We start from the raw sequence: 17,785 nt of genomic DNA on the forward strand, positions 1-17,785 counted from the left end.
GTTGATAGGCCGGATATGGAAGCCCAGTAATGGGTGGAGTTGACCGGTACTAATAGGCCGAGGGCTTGTCCTCAGTTGCTCGCGTCCACTGTGTTGGTTCTGAAACCACGAACGACCCCATTGTCGGGCCACGATGATGGTGCGGTTGTCAGTTTCATAGTGTTTCGGTGGTTATAGCGTGAGGGAAACGCCCGGTTACATTCCGAACCCGGAAGCTAAGCCTTACAGCGCCGATGGTACTGCAGGGGGGACCCTGTGGGAGAGTAGGACGCCGCCGAACAAATTTTGGGAAAACCCCCGCATCGAAAGATGCGGGGGTTTTCTGCGTTTAGGCTCGGCATCATGCGCTATGACCTGGTTATCTTCGACAACGACGGCGTCCTCGTCGACAGCGAGCCGATCTCCAACCGGCTTCTGGCGGCCTATCTGACGGAGCTCGGGCACCCGACCTCGTACGAGGACTCCATCCGTGACTACATGGGGTCCGCGATGCACCGGATCCATGACCTGATCCACGAGCGCACGGGCCGGCGACTGCCCTCGGACTTCGACGACGTCTTTCACGCGCGTGTGTTCGCTGCCTTCGAGCGGGAGTTGAAGCCCGTGCCTGGCGTGGTCGACGTGCTGGAGAAGCTGGCGGCGGACGGGGTGCGGTACTGCGTTGCGTCGTCGGGGAGCCATGAGCGGATTCGGGTGGGGCATCGGACGACCGGGCTGGATCGGTGGTTCGACGAGGAGCGGGTCTTCAGTTCGCAGGACGTGGGCCGCGGGAAGCCGGCGCCGGATCTGTTCCTGTACGCGGCCGAGCGGATGGGCGTCGCGCCGGAGAAGTGCGTCGTCGTCGAGGACAGTCCGCTCGGGGTGCAGGCGGCCGTTGCGGCCGGGATGGACGTGTACGGATTCACCGCCATGACGCCCGCGGAACGGCTGGCGGGGGCCACTCAACTCTTCGCTGACCCGCGGGAGTTGGCTGACCTGCTGGTATGACCCGAGGCTGCGTGCTCGCACTGACATTTGTCATGCGGAGCTCCGGACGATCGTTTCTACTGGCGGCCGGGGTGTCGGCGGGAAGCTAAGGGCATGACGACGAACACCGAGAGCAAGAGCCAGGGCCGGAGCCAGAGCAAGGCCGCCAACTTCGCGCCGCTCCTTGTGGACGTGGCGGTGCCCATCGGGTCGTACTACCTGTTCAAGAGCGGGTTCGGGATGAGCACGCTGATGGCGCTCGGTCTCAGCAGCGTGGCACCGGCCGTGCGCACGGCGTGGGGTGTGGCCAAGGAGCGGAAGGTCAACGGTCTCGCCGCGCTGATCCTCTGCGTCAACGTCGTCGCGCTGCTGCTCAGCTTCGTCGCCGGCGACCCGCGGCTGATGCTCGCCAAGGACAGCGGTGTCAGCAGTGTCATCGGGATCGGCATCCTGGTCTCCGTGGTGCTGGGGAAGCCGATGATGACCGCTGGTATGAAGCCCTGGCTGGTGAAGGGGGACGCGGAGCGGGAGGCCGCCTGGGCGCGGCTGCAGGCGGGATCCCCGGCCTTCCGGCGGGCCGAGCGGGTCTTCTCGCTCGTGTGGGGCGTGGTGCTGCTCGCGGAGTGCGTCGTGCGGGTCGTGGGCGCGTACACGGTGCCCGTCGACACGATGGTCTGGCTCGGTTCCGTGATCATGATTGTCTCGATGGTCCTGGGGTTCCTCGTCAGTGGCGCGCTGGCCGCCGGTCCCATGGCACACATGGTCATCGCCGAGGCGAAGGCCGAGGGCGCGGTCGCGACCGTGCCTGCCCTTGCCGCAACCCCTGCTCCTGCGCCCGCCGTCGCCGCCGCCAGGTAAAGCTGAGGACAATTCATCTTTGGCTTGATCTACCCACAGGTAGCCCGGGGCCCTACGCTCGCCGCCATGACAGATGTGCTGCGGCGCGGTAGGGCCTCGTTGGCGTTCAGCTTCTTCGCTCAGGGAGCCGCCTTCGCCCTGCTCGTGACGCGTATCCCGGCCATCCAGGACCGGTACGGCGTCTCCGACGCGCTGCTGCCCGCCTTCCTCGCCGCCGTGCCGATCCTCGCCGGCGCCGGCAGCGTGACGACCGAGCAGCTGGTGAAGCGGATACCGCCGAGCCGGCTGCTGCGCTGGTCCCAGCCCGTGGTGCTCCTGGCGCTGCTCGGGGTCGGGGCCGGGGACCGGATGGTCGAGCTGGGGATCGCGCTGGCCGCCTTCGGCCTTGCCGTGGGTGCGCTCGACGCGTCTATGAACATGCTCGGGGTGAGTCTGCAGCGGACGTACGGGCGCAGCATCATGCTCAGCTTCCATGCCGTGTACAGCCTGGGCGGGATCGTGGGCGCCTCGCTGGCCTGGGTGGGGGCGCACTGGGATCTGGCGTTGTGGGTGTCGTATCTGCCGGTCGTGGTGGTGCTGTTGCCGGCTGCGCTGATCGGGAGCCGGTGGTACGTCGACGGGGAGTCGGCGCCCGTGGACGAGGGGAGTGGTGAGGGCGGCGGGGGTGGTCTCGTCTTCAAGTTGCTGCTTCCGCTGTGTCTGGTGATGACCTTCGCGTACATCGGCGACTCGACCGTCTCAAACTGGAGTGCGAAGTACCTCCAGGACGTGCTGGGGAGTTCGGAGCAGCTGGCGACCGTTCCGTACAACGTGTACATGGTGACCACGTTGCTGGGGCGGGCGATCGGGGACTTCGGGGTGCGGCGGTTCGGGGCCGCGGCGGTCGTACGGCTGGGGGCGCTGGTGGCGGCGGTCGGGTTCGCCGTGGTGGCCGGGGCGCCCGGGGCCTGGGTCGGGATGCTCGGGTTCACTCTGCTGGGGCTGGGGTTGTGCGTGCTGGTGCCGCAGACCTTTGCCGCGGCCGGCCGGTTGTTCCCGGGGGCGTCGGACGCGGCCGTCGCGCGGCTCAACATCTTCAACTACGTCGGGTTCCTGATCGGTTCGCCGTTGGTGGGGGCGTTGGGGGACGCGTGGAGCTACCGCGGGGCCATGCTCGTGCCGATGGTGTTGGTGCTGGTGACGTTGGTGTACGCCAGGTCGTTCGCTGCTCAACCGGACCGATACGGTGGCGGGCATGAGCGGCCGCGCACAGCTGATGTGGGACGAGGCAGTAACGGGCTATGACTTCGGTCCGGACCATCCGATGGACCCGGTCCGGCTCGCGCTGACCCGGAGACTGGTCGACGCCTTCGGGCTCGACAAGGACGTCGACGTGGTCGCGGCGAAGCCGGCCGGGGAGTCGACGTTGCGGCTCGTCCACCGGGAGGACTACGTCGAGGCGGTGAAGGCCGCGTCGGCGGATCCCGCGTCGGCCGACGCGTCGTACGGCCTCGGGACGATGGACGATCCCGCCTTCGCCGGGATGCATGAGGTGTCGGCGCTGATCGCGGGGCAGTCGGTGGGTGCCGCGGAGGCCGTGTGGCACGGGGACGCGCTGCACGCGGTGAACTTCGCGGGCGGACTGCACCACGCGATGCCCGGGGCTGCCTCGGGGTTCTGCATCTACAACGACGCCTCGCTGGCGATCGCGCGACTGCTGGAGCTGGGCGCCGAGCGGGTCGCGTATGTGGATGTCGACGTGCATCACGGCGACGGTGTGCAGGCGGCCTTCTGGGAGGATCCGCGGGTTCTGACGATCTCGCTGCACGAGCATCCGCGGACGCTGTTCCCGCAGACGGGGTGGCCGCAGGAGACGGGGGCCGACGGCGCCGAGGGAACGGCGGTGAACGTGGCGCTGCCGGCCGGGACCGGGGACGCGGGGTGGCTACGGGCGTTCCACGCGGTCGTACCGGAGCTGATCGCGGACTTCCGGCCGCAGGTGCTGGTGACGCAGCACGGGGCCGACACACACTTCGAGGATCCGCTCGCGCATCTGGCCGTGTCGCTGGACGCGCAGCGGGCCGTGCAGATGGCCTGCCACGATCTGGCGCACGAGTACGCCGACGGGCGCTGGGTCGCGCTGGGCGGGGGCGGGTACGCCGTGGTGGAGGTTGTCCCGCGGTCGTGGACGCATCTGGTGGGCATCGCTGCGGGGCGGGAGATCGCTCCGGAGACGGTGATTCCGGAGAGCTGGCGGCAGGAAGTGTTCGCTCGGACGCGGCAGTTGGCGCCGATGCGGATGACCGACGGGCGGTGGCCGGTGGCGTACGCGGACTGGGAGGTGGGGTACGACCCCGCGGACCGTCTCGACCAGGCGGTGCTGGCGACGCGCAGGGCCGTCTTTCCGCTGCGAGGACTGCTGGCGTAGCCGCTCCGCTCGAGGTCCGGTGCGTTGCCTGCGGGTCCGTGGTGGCTGGTCGCGCTCGCGCGGCGGAGCCGCATATCGATGCGGTCCCGCGCCCCATTGGAGCGCTGCGGATTACGCCGACTGTGCGGTGTTCGCCCGTTTTCGGGGCGGTCGTCGCACGCGTCCGTCACCATCACTCCCGTGTTGAGCATCGGCGCTCTGCGCGCCCATCTGCTGGCGGCGCACCTGGCCGGGCCCGTGGCGACCTCACGTGAGGAGAGTCTGCGGAGCTATCGGTTGTTCGCCGCTCGCGACCCCCGTGTGCTGATCGGGCTCGATCCCGAATGGTCTTGGTCGCAGCGGGACCTGATCGAGCTGATGGCGGACAAGTGCGGGGTTTCGGCCGATCCCGGATGCGTCTCCGGTCATGATGTGATCGACCCGGAGCTGACCCTGGCCGCCCTGGATGCCTTCGCCGACCGGCTCGCGGCGGTCGTCCGGCGCGGCGCTCCCGTACTCCTCGGCACCGGGCACCCGCACCGACTGCTCGGTTTCTACGCCGCGCTTGCGGACGCGCTGTCGGCGGCTGGATGTACGGTCATCACCCCAGCGAAGGGTCACTGTGTCGACATAACGACCCGGTTCGGTCTACGTACGTACCACCTCGACTACGTACGGGGAGTCGCGCTCGTACGGGAACCCGGCGCCGAACGCCCCGGTTGTGAGCCCGGCGCACACACGCACTCGCCGCTCCCGGTTCGTATCGCGCTGGCCGGGGTGGCCGAGGCCGGCGGGCCTCTTCCGGAGTTGGTGATCGGGGACCATGGGTGGGTCTGCGGGGCAGGTCAGCTGGGGTTCGAGGTCATCGGGCTCGCCGACACCGACGACCCCGCGCTCTTCGTGGGGGAAGCCGAGGGGTCCGTGTCCGTGGTAGTTCCACTTGATGACGCCGTGCGAGCCGATTACTACCGCCCGCTTACCCGCTACGTACTCAATCGAGCGTGTCTGTCACAGTAGGCCGCCGATGGGTGCACCTCTTCCCCACTCGCATCACCCGCCCCTACATTGGGGAGTGAGCACGCAACGACGAAGAGTCACCGGAAGGGGAAGCCGGTGGCCGTCGAGTGCGGAAGGTTCAGGTGTGTCATGGCTGCAGCTGGCGAGAGGCCTCTGAACGAGGTTCAGTTCCTTACCGTGGCGGAGGTCGCCTCGGTGATGCGAGTGTCGAAGATGACCGTGTACCGGTTGGTGCACAGTGGTCATCTGCCCGCGATCCGGGTGGGGAGGTCCTTCCGAGTCCCGGAGCAAGCGGTTCACGAGTACCTCCGCGAGAGCTATGTGGGGGTGGAGACGGCCTGACGGCGATTCCGGGAACAGCCCGGAACACCTCGATTACGACCTCAGCGCTCGGACGGGTAGGCTAGCCCCTCGTAGGTCGTATGGGCCCATGGCGCCCAGCACCGAGTGATGAGAAGTGAGCGAGGGTAGTCGTGGGCTCTGTTATCAAGAAGCGGCGCAAGCGGATGGCCAAGAAGAAGCACCGCAAGCTGCTCAAGCGCACGCGCGTTCAGCGTCGCAACAAGAAGTAAGCGACGTCGCGAGAGCGTGTCTCTGTGGCCCCCCACCGCACTGGTGGGGGGCCACAGCCATATGGGCCCCGTATCAGGAACCGCTGTAACCGCTGTAACCGCTGTTTTCCGACACGTCCCGTCACTTCGTGCATCGGGTGGTCATCACAGCGCAACATCAACCCGCTAGGTTTGGCCGCACACGGGGTACGCGGCCAAGGTGCGAGGTCTGGGCGTGGTACGAGGTCTGGAAGGAAGGCGCTGATCTTGGGCAAGGTCGTGCTCGTGACCGGAGTGGCCCGACAACTGGGAGGCCGGTTCGTACGGCGTATCCAGCGTGACCCGCAGGTGGACCGGGTCATCGCCGTGGACGCGGTCCCGCCCGAGCACCACCTGGGCGGCGCCGACTTCATCCAGGCCGACATCCGGCAGCCCGCCATAGCGCGCGTGCTCGCCGAGACGAACGCCGACACGGTCGTCCACCTGGACGTCACGGCCACCGCGCTCGGCAGCGGCAGCCGGACCATGGTCAAGGAGACCAACGTCATCGGCACCATGCAGCTGCTCGGTGCGTGCCAGAAGTCCCCGACCGTCAAGCGGCTGGTCGTGAAGTCCAGCACGAACGTCTACGGTTCCGCGTCCCGGGACCCGGCGGTCTTCACGGAGACGACCCCGCCCAAGTCGCTGCCCAGCGGCGGCTTCGCGAAGGACACGGTGGAGGTCGAGGGGTACGTACGGGGCTTCGCACGGCGCCGGCCCGACGTGGCCGTCTGTGTGCTGCGGTTCGCCAACATCCTCGGCCCGACCGCGGAGACGCCGCTCGTCTCGTACTTCTCGCTGCCCGTCCTGCCGACCGTGTTCGGCTACGACCCGCGGCTGCAGTTCGTGCACGAGGACGATGTGGTCGAGGTGCTGCGGATCGCCTCGCACGAGCCGGCGCGCGGCACGCTCAACAGCGGCACCTTCAACATCGCCGGAGACGGCGTCCTGCTGCTCTCCCAGTGTTCCCGGCGGCTCGGCCGTCCCACGGTGCCGCTCCTGCTGCCTGCGGTCACCTGGGCGGGCTCCCTGGTGCGTACGCTGGGTATGACGGACTTCTCGCCCGAGCAGATCCGGCTGCTCACCCATGGACGGGTCGTGGCGACGGACCAGATGCGCGAGACGCTGGGATTCACGCCGAAGTACACGACCGCGGAGACCTTCGCGGACTTCGCGCGCAGCCAAGGACCCGGGCTGCTGCCGCCGGAGGCCCTCGCGGGGGCCGTCGACCGGATCGCCGCGCTGCCCCTCGCGGGCGGCGGCCACCCCCCGACGCCGAGCGCCAACTGAGGAGCGCATCAACGATGGCGGACGCCAAGGTCATTCCGTTCGACGACGACCGGTCCCGCGGGAGCGCCGTGCAGCGGCCGCCGCGGCGCCGCAGCGCGGGAAACCGGCGCAAGAGCGGTGAGCCCGCCCTGGTCCGTGAGGTCCAGCCCCTGCCCACGGCTGTGGCCGCGCAGGATGATGTTCCCGTGACGCATGAGAACGGGCCCCTCCGGAAGCCGCAGGACGACGCCGACGGCGGCCTGGAGCGCCGTGTGGCGAGGGGGCTGGCCTTCCTGCGCCGCCGCCTCACCGGCGACTACGAGATCGACGACTTCGGTTACGACGAGGAGCTCACCGACCAGGTCCTGATGTCCCTGCTGCGACCGGTGTACGAGAAGTACTTCCGGGTCGAGGTGAAGGGCATCGAGAACATCCCGGCCGAGGGCGGCGCCCTGATCGTCGCCAACCACTCCGGCACGCTTCCGCTGGACGGCCTGATGATGCAGGTCGCCGTGCACGACCACCACCCGGCGGGCCGGCATCTGCGGCTGCTGGCCGCCGACCTGGTCTTCGTGCTGCCGGTGGTCAACGAGCTGGCGCGCAAGCTCGGCCACACCCTGGCCTGCGCCGAGGACGCCGAACGGCTCCTCGCGCAGGGCGAGGTGGTCGGGGTGATGCCGGAGGGCTTCAAGGGCATCGGCAAGCCCTTCGGTGAGCGCTACAAGCTCCAGCGTTTCGGCCGCGGCGGCTTCGTCTCCACGGCGCTGCGCCAGGGCACGCCGATCATCCCGTGTTCGATCGTCGGGGCCGAGGAGATCTACCCGATGATCGGCAACGCCAAGACCGTGGCCCGGCTGCTGGGTTTCCCGTACTTCCCGCTCACGCCGACCTTCCCGTGGCTGGGCCCGCTGGGCGCGGTGCCGCTGCCGACGAAGTGGACGATCCAGTTCGGCGAGCCGATCCCCACGGACGGCTATCCGCCGGAGGCGGCCGAGGACCCGATGCTGATGTTCAACCTGACCGACCAGGTCAGGGAGCAGATCCAGCACACCCTCTACAAGCTGCTGGTGCAGCGCCGGTCGGTGTTCTTCTGAGACCGCGCCGCGGTTTTTTCACGGGCGTTGTCTGAGAAACCTGACAGATGCCTGTGGGTACGGCGATGGGGGCGCCCCTCTCAGAAGGGCGCCCCCATCCACTTGCCGTGCCGCCTAGTCCGCGTCCTCGCCGTCGATGCCGAGGCCGGGCAGCAGGCCCGGGAGCAGCGGCGGGAGGGTGACGTCCGGCTGGCCGGTCGACGGGCTCGTGGACGGTGACGCGCTGCCGGTGTCCTTGGGCGGGTCGAGCAGGCCGCCGGCGCTGCCGCCGAGCAGGTCGCCGGCGCTCGCCGACTTGCTCGGGCTGCCGGTGCCGGAGTGGCCGGTGTCGGAGGTGCCGTCGCCGGTGCTGGGCGCGGTCGACCGGTCGGAACCGGACGATCCGGTGGACGCCGAGCCGGATCCCTGCCGCTGGCCGCCGCCGGTCCGGGCCGGGGGCTGGGGGAGCAGGGACTGCAGCGGGGCGACCTCTTCGTCTATGGCGTCGAACACCGACGACACCTGGTCACTGACGTCGCCGAGCTGGACCGGGAGCTTCTCGCGCAGCGCGCCCCAGGCCTCGCGGTGGGAGCGGGAGAAGCTGGAGAGGGCCTGGATGGGGCCCAGTGACTCGGGGTCGCGCTCGTACACCTCGTGCAGCAGCCGGTGGCCCTCGGACGCGTCGTGCTGCATGCCGGACAGGGTGCGGCGGACCTCGGCGAGGGATTCGTGGTCGAGGTGGCCGCCGCGGCCGCGCTCCATCAGCCGACGGGCTTCGCTCAGTCGGGTCGAGGCCTGGTCGAGGTAGGAACGGCCGCGCGCGTCGTCCCCGTCGGACAGGTGGTTGAGCTTGAAGTCCTCGATGCCGCGTTTGAGGCCGTAGAGCGAGTCACCGGGCAGCGCGTCGGAGCTGGCAGCCGCGACGCCGCCGAGGGCTCCCGCGGCAACGCCGACGCTCAGCCCGCCCGCGGTGAGGCCCTTGGCCAGGCGGGAGCGTGGCCGGAGCTTCCCCAGTGCGGTCGCCCGGTGGGCGCCCCGTGACCGGGAGCGCTGCTCGGGCACCGAAGTGTCCGTCGCCCCGCCGCCCAGCGTGCCCTCCTGGAGCATGGCCTCCATCGCGGCCACGAGCTGGGCCCGCTGGACGACCTTGACCTCGGGGTCGAGCTCCGGTTTGGGCAGCGCGCCGAGACCGGTGGCGAGGGTCAGCAACTGACCCTGCTCGGTCTGTTCCGTAGCAGCCGGGGACGGTGCCGGTCCTTCGGACTGCTCGGCCGCCGTGCCCAGGTCGGACAGCTCCTCCAGGGCCTGGGCGAAGGCGTTCGCCCGCCGGTGCGCCGATACGTTCGCGATCACTGGCGGCACCTCCTCTCGTCATGACGGTCGACTCCCCAGGGGGTCCTGAGGGTTGCACGCCCTGACCACATCCACACGATCGGGTGATCGAAGTCGGCCAGGGAGTGACCACAGGGAGCCTGTATCCCGCACAACGAGCGGCACGGCACTTGGGTTACGGACGACAGATGATCGGATCGGGAAGTCAACGGACTGTCACTGAACGTGAGTTGATGATTGCTGACGGTATGCGCCGTTCAGCGGGCATCGTCCGGGAGGAGCCGGGCGAGGGTGCGGACGGCGCGGTACTGGAGGGTCTTGATGGCACCCTCGTTCTTGCCCATCACGCGGGCGGTCTCGGCGACGGAGAGGCCCTGGAGGAAGCGGAGTGTCACGCACTCCTGCTGCTGGGGGTTGAGCCGGCGTACGGCGTCGAGGAGGGCGGCGTTGGAGAGGGACTCCAGGACGGAGTCCTCCGGGGAGCGCTCGACCTCGTTGGCGTCGAGCATCTCGCCGGTGGTCACTTCCAGCCGGAAGCGGCTGGACTTGAAGTGGTCGGCGACGAGGTTGCGGGCGATGGTGACCAGCCAGGCGCCGAAGTCGCGGCCCTGCCAGGTGAAGGTTCCGATACGTCGCAGGGCGCGCAGGAATGTCTCGCTGGTGAGGTCCTCGGCGGTCGCCTTGCCGCCCACCCGGTAGTAGATGTAGCGGTACACGGTGTCGCTGTACTGGTCGTAGAGGCGGCCGAAGGCGTCGGCCTCGCCGGCCTGGGCGCGCTCCACGAGGTCCATCATGCGGGCGCTGTCGCTGTCGGCGGCCGGACGGCGGGCGGTGGTGGCGCCGGTGCCGTTGCCGGCACCGGCGTTCGCCGAACGTCCTCGTCTGCCGACCGCGGCGCTGCCCTCGGCCAGTGCGTAACACGGGCCTACGGGCGTGGTGGTGGCGAAGGCGGGGACGGTGTACGCGGTGGGGACGGCGTACGCGGGGACGAAGCCGCGCAACAGATTCTTGACCGTAGCGACCGTTGCGCGCAGCGTAGCCAGGCCCGAGGCGTCAACCCCGACGTGTGGGTACACGGGACTCCCAGAGGCAGAGCTTCCATCACGTGCAGTGCGGGACCGTTCACCCGTCGTAGCGACGGAGGGGTACCGGTATGCGTCTGAGGAGAATAACGCTTCGTGCAGGCACTGCTACACCGAGTTGCTCAAACAATCGATTACGTCGCTTCTGTAACCGATTGACGCCCGATCAAGTGCCGCAGAGTGAACGATTGTTGATCAGAAAGCTTCGGGTCGGGGGTGGGTCCGGGGCGTGTTGTGCCCGGGTCGGGCTGTGAGGACTGGGCGGGGTGCCGGGTGGGTACGTCCCCTGGATTGGCCGGTTCGCGAGCGGGCGTGACTGGATGTGTCGCCCGGGCGTGCCGCCGACAGAGACGGACGGGGGGTGCCTGCCTTCAGGCACCCCCCGTCCGCATCGGCGTAGAGCCTTCCCGGGCTTCCCTACCGGCGCCTGCGGTGCAGTGCGATCGCCGCCGCCGTGCCGCCCGCCACCGCGCCCACACCCGCTGCCGCGGGGATGCCGACCTTGGCTGCCTTTCGGCCTGTGCGGTAGTCGCGCAGGCGCCAGTCGAGGTCTCGGGCGTGTCGGCGGAGCTTGGCGTCGGGGTTGATGGCGTAGGGGTGGCCGACCAGGGAGAGCATCGGGATGTCGTTGTGGGAGTCGCTGTAGGCGGCGCAGCGGGAGAGGTCGAGGCCCTCCGCGGCCGCCAGGGCGCGGACCGCCTCCGCCTTCGCCGGGCCGTGCAGCGGTTCGCCCACCAGCTTGCCCGTGTAGACGCCGTCGACCGACTCCGCGACCGTGCCCAGTGCGCCGGTCAGGCCCAGGCGGCGGGCGATCACCTGGGCGATCTCGACGGGGGCCGCCGTGACCAGCCACACCCTCTGGCCCGCGTCCAGGTGGGCCTGGGCGAGGGCACGAGTGCCGGGCCAGATACGTTCCGCCATGTACTCGTCGTAGATCTCCTCGCCGATCGACATCAGCTCGGAGACGCGGTGGCCCTTGACGATGGAGAGGGCCGAGTCGCGGGCGTCCTGCATGTGTTCCGGGTCCTCGACGCCGGCCAGCCGGAACCACGCCTGCTGCCAGGCGAACTTCGCGAGGTCACGGGTCTCGAAGAACTTCCGTTTGTAAAGACCTCGTCCAAAGTGGAACAGGGCGGCGCCCTGCATCACGGTGTTGTCGAGGTCGAAGAACGCGGCGGCCTTCTCATCGCCGAGCACCGGGAATTCCGGTTCCTGGTCGGAGACCTCCAGCTGTGACGACTTGCGCGCTGCCTCCGCCGAGGCCTCGCCTGCCAACACGCTCCGCGCCGTGGCGGAGCGCCTACGGGGAGTGAGCCATCCGAGAGCGGCCATGGCGTGAGCATAGCCAGTCTGTTCGGTGGTTCCGGAGCCGAGACGTTTGAAGGGTGTGAACTCTCCGCGACCGAGCCGTTAAAAGAACCGGGTGGAGGAAGGCGAGAATGGATGGCATGAGTCCCCTCTTTCGGCGCAAGTCCCCCGAGGGTCGCGTGGTCACCCTCATTCGCAAGCCGGGGTGTCATCTGTGTGATGACGCACAGCTGGTGATCGAAAAGGTCTGTGGTGATCTCGGCGTGCCCTGGGAAGGCAAGGACATCACCGAGGATCCCCGGCTTCACGACCAGTACTGGGAGCAGATTCCCGTCGTCCTGGTGGACGGCAGGCAGCACACCTTCTGGCGCGTGGATGAACAGCGGTTGCGCAAAGCACTGACCGACTAGTCCAAGTGGCCAGGAAAGTCGCTTAGGATCGATGGCGAGTTGGTCTCGGGGGCGGGATTCGTGAGGAGAGTGTGCGGTTTTGCCCCCCGTAAAGAAGGAACAGTGGTGCCCGTGCGCCGGTTCCCCACCTGTGCGCCGGGGGCGCGTGACCCCGGTCACGTTGGCCGGGCAAATCGGACACAATCTTTGTGCACGCGTTCACAAAGACATAGCCTGCTTTCGACGGGGCGGTCTTGGTACGTGTGACCGCCTGCAGCCCCGCTCTACCCGCAGGAGCACCGTGGCAACTGGCCGAACTCACCGACCGGCGACCCGTAGCCGAGGGATTCCCGAGGCCACCGTCGCCAGGCTTCCGCTCTACCTCCGCGCCCTGACCGCACTGTCGGAGCGCTCGGTACCCACGGTCTCCTCCGAGGAGCTCGCGGCCGCGGCGGGGGTCAACTCCGCCAAGCTGCGCAAGGACTTCTCCTACCTCGGGTCGTACGGGACGCGCGGTGTGGGCTACGACGTCGAGTATCTCGTCTACCAGATCTCCCGCGAGCTGGGCCTGACCCAGGACTGGCCGGTCGTGATCGTCGGTATCGGTAACCTCGGTGCCGCTCTGGCCAATTACGGCGGGTTCGCCTCGCGTGGTTTCCGGGTCGCGGCGCTCATCGACGCCGATCCGGCAATGGCCGGAAAGCAGGTCGCCGGGATCGCCGTGCAGCACAGCGACGGCCTGGAGAAGATCATCGACGAGAACGGCGTCTCCATCGGCGTCATCACCACCCCGCCGGGCGTCGCCCAGCAGGTCTGCGACCGTCTGGTCGCCGCCGGAGTCACCTCCATCCTCAACTTCGCGCCGACCGTGCTGTCCGTCCCGGACGGCGTCGACGTGCGCAAGGTCGACCTCTCCATCGAGCTGCAGATCCTCGCCTTCCACGAGCAGCGCAAGGCCGGCGAGGAAGCCGCGGCCGGTGGCGGCGTCGTACGGGCCACCGCCGCCCGCAAGCAGTCCGCAGAGCAGGGACCTGACGGGGACGTACCCGCCGTGATGCCGGCATGAGTCTCCTCGTCGTGGGACTGAGCCACCGCAGCGCCCCGGTCAGCGTGCTGGAGCGGGCCTCGCTGAACACGGACGCCCAGATCAAGCTGCTCCAGGACACGGTCGCCGCCGAACCGGCCGCCGAGGCCGCCCTCCTCGCGACCTGCAACCGCATCGAGCTGTACGCCGACGTGGACAAGTTCCACGCCGGTGTCGCCGAGCTGTCCACGCTGCTCGCCCAGCACAGCGGGGTCGGGCTCGAGGAGCTCACCCCCTATCTCTACGTGCACTACGAGGACCGGGCCGTCCACCACCTGTTCTCGGTGGCCTGCGGGCTGGACTCCATGGTCGTCGGCGAGGGCCAGATCCTCGGGCAGATCAAGGACTCCCTGGCCAAGGCGCAGGAACTGCACAGTGCCGGACGGCTGCTGAACGACCTGTTCCAGCAGGCCCTGCGGGTCGGCAAGCGCGCCCACTCCGAGACCGGCATCGACCGCGCCGGACAGTCCCTGGTCAGCTTCGGCCTGGAGCAGCTGTCCGCGGGCGCCGACGTCCGGACGTGGGCCCGGGGCAAGAAGGCCCTGGTGATCGGCGCGGGCTCGATGTCCTCGCTGGCCGCCGCCACGCTCGCGCGCGCCGGGGTCGGCGAGATCGTGATCGCCAACCGCACCGCCGACCGCGCCGAGCGCCTCGCTCAGATCCTCACCGAGAGCGACGAGACGGACGTGCCGGCCCGCGCGGTACCGATGGACGCGGTGCCGCTCGAGCTGACACGTGCCGACGTGGCCGTCTCCTGTACCGGCGCGACCGGACTCGTCCTCACGGCGGAGACCATCGCCGCCGCGGTGGAGGGCCGGACCGGACAGCCCGTCGCGGAGGTCGCCGGGACCGACGGCACTCGTACCGACGTACGACCGTTGCCGCCCACCTCCGTCGGCGCCGACGAGAACTGCCCGCTCGACCTGGCCGCCGTGCAGTCCGGCTTCTCCGTGATGGGGGAGGCCGCCGTCGCCGGCATGGACGCGGCGACGCTGGAGCAGCACGCGGCCTGGGTCGACAACGGCACCGTCGACCGGCGCGAGGCCCTGCGCAGCGCGCCCGAGGCCGACGCCGAGCTGATCTCCGCGCTCGCCGCGACCGTGGCCACCGTCGGCCGCATCCCCGAGCACCGCAAGCCCGAGCCGGCTCCCGAGGCTCCGCGCCCCGAGCCGGTCCTGTTCCTCCTCGACCTCGCGATGCCCCGCGACATCGACGCCGCCGTGCACCGGCTGGCCGGGGTGCGCCTGGTGGACATCGAGTCGCTCGCCGGGGCCTCCGCGGACGCGCCGATGGCGGCCGATGTGGACCAGGTTCGGCGTATCGTCTCCGACGAGGTCGCGGCCTTCGGGGCGGCCCAGCGGGCCGCGCACATCACGCCCACCGTGGTCGCCCTGCGCACCATGGCCGCCGATGTCGTCGCGAGCGAGATCGCGCGGCTCGACGGGCGGCTGCCCGGCCTCGACGAAAAGCAGCGCGGCGAGATCACCCAGGCCGTGCGGCGCGTCGTCGACAAGCTGCTGCACGCACCGACCGTACGGGTCAAGCAACTCGCGGCCGAGCCCGGCGGCGCCGGGTACGCGGACGCGCTGCGGACCCTGTTCGACCTCGACCCCGAGACGGTGGCCTCCGTCTCCCGGGCCGAGGAAAGCACCGAGAAGAACGCCAAGAACCGAGGGCCAGCATGAGTCAGAAGGCACTGAGGCTGGGGACCAGGCGAAGCAAACTCGCCATGGCCCAGTCCGGGCAGGTGGCGGACGCCGTGAGCCAGGTGACCGGACGGCCCGTCGAGCTCGTCGAGATCACCACGTACGGCGACACCTCCCGCGAACACATCGCGCAGATCGGCGGCACAGGGGTCTTCGTGACCGCCCTGCGCGACGCCCTGCTGCGCGGCGAGGTCGACTTCGCGGTCCATTCGCTGAAGGACCTGCCGACCGCACAGCCCGAGGAGCTGGCGCTGGCCGCCATTCCGGTGCGCGAGGACCCGCGCGACGTCATCGTCGCCCGCGACGCCCTGAAGTTCACGGACCTCCCCCGCGGGGCCCGCATAGGCACCGGCGCGCTGCGCCGCACGGCGCAGCTGAACGCGTACGCGCGCAGCCACGGGCTGGACATCGAGATAGTGCCGGTCCGCGGGAACGTCGACACGCGGATCGGGTTCGTGCGGGACGGCGAGCTCGATGCCGTCGTACTGGCCGCGGCCGGCCTGAACCGCATCGGCCGCAGCGACGAAGTGACCGACTTCCTGTCGGTCGACACGGTTTTGCCCGCCCCCGGCCAAGGGGCCCTGGCGATCGAGTGCACCGCGGACAACGCGGACCTCATCGCGGCGCTCGGTGAGCTCGACGACCCGTTCACGCGGGCCGCCGTGACCGCCGAACGGTCACTGCTCGCCGCCCTGGAGGCCGGTTGCAGCGCCCCTGTGGGTGCGCTGGCCGACCTTCTGGCCGACGGGCAGATTGTCAACGAAATGCGCCTGCGGGGCGTCGTCGGTACGACCGACGGCACTCGCATGGTGCAGCTGTCCACCACCGGTCCCGTGCCCGAGTCGCACGACCAGGCAATGGCGCTCGGTCGCGAACTCGCTGCCGAGATGCTCGCCCAGGGCGCGGCCGGTCTGATGGGGGAGCAAGCACAGTGAGCCCCACCGCCCTTCCTGCCGCCGGTCCTGAGCACGGGCACGTCACCTTCCTGGGTGCCGGACCCGGGGATCCGGGACTGCTGACTCTGCGCGCCGTGGAGGCGCTGGCGAACGCGGACGTCCTCGTCGCCGAGCACGAGGTGCTCGACGTCGTGCGTACGCATGCCAGGCCTGGCGTCGCCGTCGTGAACACGGAAACGGATCCCTCTTCGGACCCGGTTCCGGCCGCAGGCGCGCCTCAGCTAACGGTTGTTGACGGCGCGTCAACAACCGCTGGCGTCCCCGCCGTGCGGGATGCCGCACATCTTGTCATGGAGGCCGCGCGGGGCGGCAGGCGGGTCGTGCGTGCGGTGTCCGGGGACCCCGGACTCGATACGTACGCCGCCGCCGAAATGCTCGCCTGCGCCGCCGCGGGTGTTCCCTTCGAGGTCGTCCCCGGCATCGCGGCCGCCGTCGGCGTGCCCGCGTACGCCGGTGTACCGCTGCGGGACGCGCAGGGCGCGGACGTACGGTTCGTCGACGCGCGGACCGCATCGGACCGGTGCTGGACCGAGGTCGGCGCGTCGGACGGGACCGTCGTCGTGTCGACGACGCTGGACTCGGTGGCCGTGGCGGCCGGCGAGCTGGTGTCCGCGGGCCGCAAGCCCGACACACCGATGACGGTGACCATCGCCGGTACGACCACGCGGCAGCGGACGTGGAGCGCCACGCTCGGCACGATCGCGCAGACGCTGAAGCAGGCGAAGGTCCTGCCGTCCCCGGACGGCGGCCGCCCGGTGATAGCCGTGGTCGGTGAGCGTTCCGCCCCCGCCCAGCGCGACCAGCTGGCGTGGTTCGAGTCCAAGCCGCTGTTCGGCTGGAAGGTGCTCGTGCCGCGCACGAAGGAGCAGGCGGCGTCGCTCTCCGACCAGCTGCGGTCCTACGGCGCGGTGCCGCACGAGGTCCCGACGATCGCCGTCGAGCCGCCGCGCACGCCCCAGCAGATGGAGCGGGCGGTCAAGGGGCTCGTGACCGGACGGTACGAGTGGATCGCCTTCACCTCGGAGAACGCGGTCAAGGCCGTGCGGGAGAAGTTCGAGGAGTACGGGCTCGACGCGCGCGCGTTCGCGGGCATCAAGGTCGCCGCGGTGGGCGAGCAGACCGCGAAGGCGCTGATCGCCTTCGGCGTGAAGCCGGACCTCGTGCCCAGCGGGGAGCAGTCGGCCGCGGGCCTGCTGGAGGACTGGCCGCCGTACGACCCCGTCTTCGACCCGATCGACCGGGTTTTCCTACCCCGGGCCGACATCGCCACGGAGACCCTTGTCGCCGGGCTCATCGAGCTGGGCTGGGAGGTCGACGACGTCACGGCCTACCGGACCGTGCGGGCGTCGCCGCCGCCGGCGGACACGCGGGAGGCGATCAAGGGGGGTGGCTTCGACGCCGTTCTCTTCACGTCGTCCTCCACGGTGCGCAACCTGGTGGGTATCGCCGGGAAGCCGCACAACGTGACGGTGATCGCGTGTATCGGTCCGGCCACGGCGAAGACCGCTGAGGAGCACGGGCTGCGGGTCGACGTCATGGCTCCGGAGCCGTCCGTGCACAAGCTGGCGGCGGCGCTTGCCGACTTCGGGCTGCGACGCAGGGCTGCCGCACAGGAGGCCGGGGATCCGGTGACTCGGCCGAGTGAGCGCAGGCCGGGGGCTCGGCGGCGTCGTACGACGTAGTGGGCCGGGGGCCGACGCTGCTCAGCAGCCGTCTCCTGAGACTCGTGCAGAACAGCGACTCGCCTATGACGGCGACTCGCGTATAAC

17 protein-coding genes and 1 rRNA gene are annotated in these 17,785 nt (G+C 69.7%); 15 read left to right on the forward strand and 3 right to left on the reverse strand.

Annotated features, from left to right (window positions below; all coding sequences use genetic code 11):
* Nucleotides 1-163 precede the first annotated feature (163 nt).
* The 10 genes from rrf (at nt 164) to ABT114_RS16490 (ending at nt 8,180) form a co-directional block, all read left to right on the forward strand.
* Nucleotides 164-280: ribosomal RNA gene (gene rrf, locus ABT114_RS16445) — 5S ribosomal RNA — on the forward strand.
* A 62-nt stretch (nt 281-342) separates the two neighbouring features.
* Nucleotides 343-987: an HAD family hydrolase gene (locus tag ABT114_RS16450; RefSeq protein WP_351143023.1), complete on the forward strand. Its 645-nt coding sequence runs from the start codon at nt 343-345 to the stop codon at nt 985-987.
* Nucleotides 988-1,080: 93 nt separating this feature from the next.
* Complete coding sequence (locus ABT114_RS16455) at nt 1,081-1,824, forward strand: VC0807 family protein (RefSeq protein WP_351143025.1); 744 nt, start codon at nt 1,081-1,083, stop codon at nt 1,822-1,824.
* A gap of 66 nt (nt 1,825-1,890) precedes the next feature.
* Nucleotides 1,891-3,108 (forward strand): MFS transporter, encoded by a 1,218-nt coding sequence (locus ABT114_RS16460; protein WP_351143027.1) that lies wholly within the window; start codon nt 1,891-1,893, stop codon nt 3,106-3,108.
* Nucleotides 3,059-4,231, forward strand: a complete 1,173-nt coding sequence (locus ABT114_RS16465) for an acetoin utilization protein AcuC (protein ID WP_351143029.1) — start codon at nt 3,059-3,061, stop codon at nt 4,229-4,231. The genes ABT114_RS16460 and ABT114_RS16465 overlap by 50 nt, the downstream gene beginning before the upstream one ends.
* 180 nt (nt 4,232-4,411) lie before the next feature.
* Nucleotides 4,412-5,227 (forward strand): phosphatase, encoded by an 816-nt coding sequence (locus ABT114_RS16470; RefSeq protein ID WP_351143031.1) that lies wholly within the window; start codon nt 4,412-4,414, stop codon nt 5,225-5,227.
* Nucleotides 5,228-5,356: 129 nt separating this feature from the next.
* Entirely contained in the window at nt 5,357-5,569 is a 213-nt protein-coding gene (locus ABT114_RS16475) for a helix-turn-helix domain-containing protein (RefSeq protein ID WP_004984898.1), read from the forward strand.
* 131 nt (nt 5,570-5,700) lie between these two features.
* The gene (locus ABT114_RS16480) at nt 5,701-5,799 is read left to right on the forward strand and encodes a 30S ribosomal protein bS22 (RefSeq protein WP_003948845.1); all 99 of its coding nucleotides are present in this window, start codon (nt 5,701-5,703) and stop codon (nt 5,797-5,799) included.
* 246 nt (nt 5,800-6,045) lie between these two features.
* Nucleotides 6,046-7,107: an NAD-dependent epimerase/dehydratase family protein gene (locus ABT114_RS16485; protein WP_351143033.1), complete on the forward strand. Its 1,062-nt coding sequence runs from the start codon at nt 6,046-6,048 to the stop codon at nt 7,105-7,107.
* 14 nt (nt 7,108-7,121) lie between these two features.
* Complete coding sequence (locus ABT114_RS16490; protein WP_351143035.1) at nt 7,122-8,180, forward strand: lysophospholipid acyltransferase family protein; 1,059 nt, start codon at nt 7,122-7,124, stop codon at nt 8,178-8,180.
* Between the two features lie 114 nt (nt 8,181-8,294).
* Here the strand turns inward: ABT114_RS16490 and ABT114_RS16495 are convergent, their stop codons facing one another.
* The 3 genes from ABT114_RS16495 to ABT114_RS16505 all read right to left on the reverse strand — a co-directional run bounded on the left by ABT114_RS16495 (nt 8,295) and on the right by ABT114_RS16505 (nt 11,905).
* On the reverse strand, nt 8,295-9,512 hold the full coding sequence (locus tag ABT114_RS16495) for a DUF5667 domain-containing protein (protein WP_351143036.1): 1,218 nt from the start codon (nt 9,510-9,512) through the stop codon (nt 8,295-8,297).
* A gap of 236 nt (nt 9,513-9,748) precedes the next feature.
* The gene (locus tag ABT114_RS16500) at nt 9,749-10,567 is read right to left on the reverse strand and encodes an ECF subfamily RNA polymerase sigma factor, BldN family (RefSeq protein WP_351143038.1); all 819 of its coding nucleotides are present in this window, start codon (nt 10,565-10,567) and stop codon (nt 9,749-9,751) included.
* Between the two features lie 423 nt (nt 10,568-10,990).
* Entirely contained in the window at nt 10,991-11,905 is a 915-nt protein-coding gene (locus tag ABT114_RS16505; RefSeq protein ID WP_351143040.1) for an HAD family hydrolase, read from the reverse strand.
* A gap of 107 nt (nt 11,906-12,012) precedes the next feature.
* Here ABT114_RS16505 and ABT114_RS16510 point away from each other — a divergent pair, with 107 nt between their 5' ends.
* The 5 genes from ABT114_RS16510 (at nt 12,013) to ABT114_RS16530 (ending at nt 17,698) form a co-directional block, all read left to right on the forward strand.
* Nucleotides 12,013-12,291, forward strand: a complete 279-nt coding sequence (locus tag ABT114_RS16510; RefSeq protein ID WP_351143042.1) for a glutaredoxin family protein — start codon at nt 12,013-12,015, stop codon at nt 12,289-12,291.
* Between the two features lie 280 nt (nt 12,292-12,571).
* Complete coding sequence (locus tag ABT114_RS16515) at nt 12,572-13,336, forward strand: redox-sensing transcriptional repressor Rex (protein WP_351143044.1); 765 nt, start codon at nt 12,572-12,574, stop codon at nt 13,334-13,336.
* The gene (locus ABT114_RS16520; RefSeq protein WP_351143046.1) at nt 13,333-15,039 is read left to right on the forward strand and encodes a glutamyl-tRNA reductase; all 1,707 of its coding nucleotides are present in this window, start codon (nt 13,333-13,335) and stop codon (nt 15,037-15,039) included. The genes ABT114_RS16515 and ABT114_RS16520 overlap by 4 nt, the downstream gene beginning before the upstream one ends.
* On the forward strand, nt 15,036-15,995 hold the full coding sequence (gene hemC, locus ABT114_RS16525) for a hydroxymethylbilane synthase (RefSeq protein ID WP_351143048.1): 960 nt from the start codon (nt 15,036-15,038) through the stop codon (nt 15,993-15,995). The genes ABT114_RS16520 and hemC overlap by 4 nt, the downstream gene beginning before the upstream one ends.
* The gene (locus ABT114_RS16530; RefSeq protein WP_351143050.1) at nt 15,992-17,698 is read left to right on the forward strand and encodes a bifunctional uroporphyrinogen-III C-methyltransferase/uroporphyrinogen-III synthase; all 1,707 of its coding nucleotides are present in this window, start codon (nt 15,992-15,994) and stop codon (nt 17,696-17,698) included. Before hemC ends, ABT114_RS16530 begins: the two co-directional genes overlap by 4 nt.
* The last annotated feature ends 87 nt before the right edge of the window (nt 17,699-17,785 follow it).

This window comes from Streptomyces sp. NPDC002088 (assembly GCF_040296605.1).
Taxonomy (GTDB): domain Bacteria; phylum Actinomycetota; class Actinomycetes; order Streptomycetales; family Streptomycetaceae; genus Streptomyces.

What these genes read in the sequence shown, in the direction of transcription:
- ABT114_RS16450 (WP_351143023.1), top strand. Translation starts at nt 343, where the DNA reads ATGCGCTATGACCTGGTTATCTTCGACAACGACGGCGTCCTCGTCGAC.
- ABT114_RS16455 (WP_351143025.1), top strand. Translation starts at nt 1,081, where the DNA reads ATGACGACGAACACCGAGAGCAAGAGCCAGGGCCGGAGCCAGAGCAAG.
- ABT114_RS16460 (WP_351143027.1), top strand. Translation starts at nt 1,891, where the DNA reads ATGACAGATGTGCTGCGGCGCGGTAGGGCCTCGTTGGCGTTCAGCTTC.
- ABT114_RS16465 (WP_351143029.1), top strand. Translation starts at nt 3,059, where the DNA reads ATGAGCGGCCGCGCACAGCTGATGTGGGACGAGGCAGTAACGGGCTAT.
- ABT114_RS16475 (WP_004984898.1), top strand. Translation starts at nt 5,357, where the DNA reads ATGGCTGCAGCTGGCGAGAGGCCTCTGAACGAGGTTCAGTTCCTTACC.
- ABT114_RS16490 (WP_351143035.1), top strand. Translation starts at nt 7,122, where the DNA reads ATGGCGGACGCCAAGGTCATTCCGTTCGACGACGACCGGTCCCGCGGG.
- ABT114_RS16505 (WP_351143040.1), bottom strand. Translation starts at nt 11,905, where the DNA reads ATGGCCGCTCTCGGATGGCTCACTCCCCGTAGGCGCTCCGCCACGGCG.
- ABT114_RS16510 (WP_351143042.1), top strand. Translation starts at nt 12,013, where the DNA reads ATGGATGGCATGAGTCCCCTCTTTCGGCGCAAGTCCCCCGAGGGTCGC.
- ABT114_RS16520 (WP_351143046.1), top strand. Translation starts at nt 13,333, where the DNA reads ATGAGTCTCCTCGTCGTGGGACTGAGCCACCGCAGCGCCCCGGTCAGC.
- hemC (WP_351143048.1), top strand. Translation starts at nt 15,036, where the DNA reads ATGAGTCAGAAGGCACTGAGGCTGGGGACCAGGCGAAGCAAACTCGCC.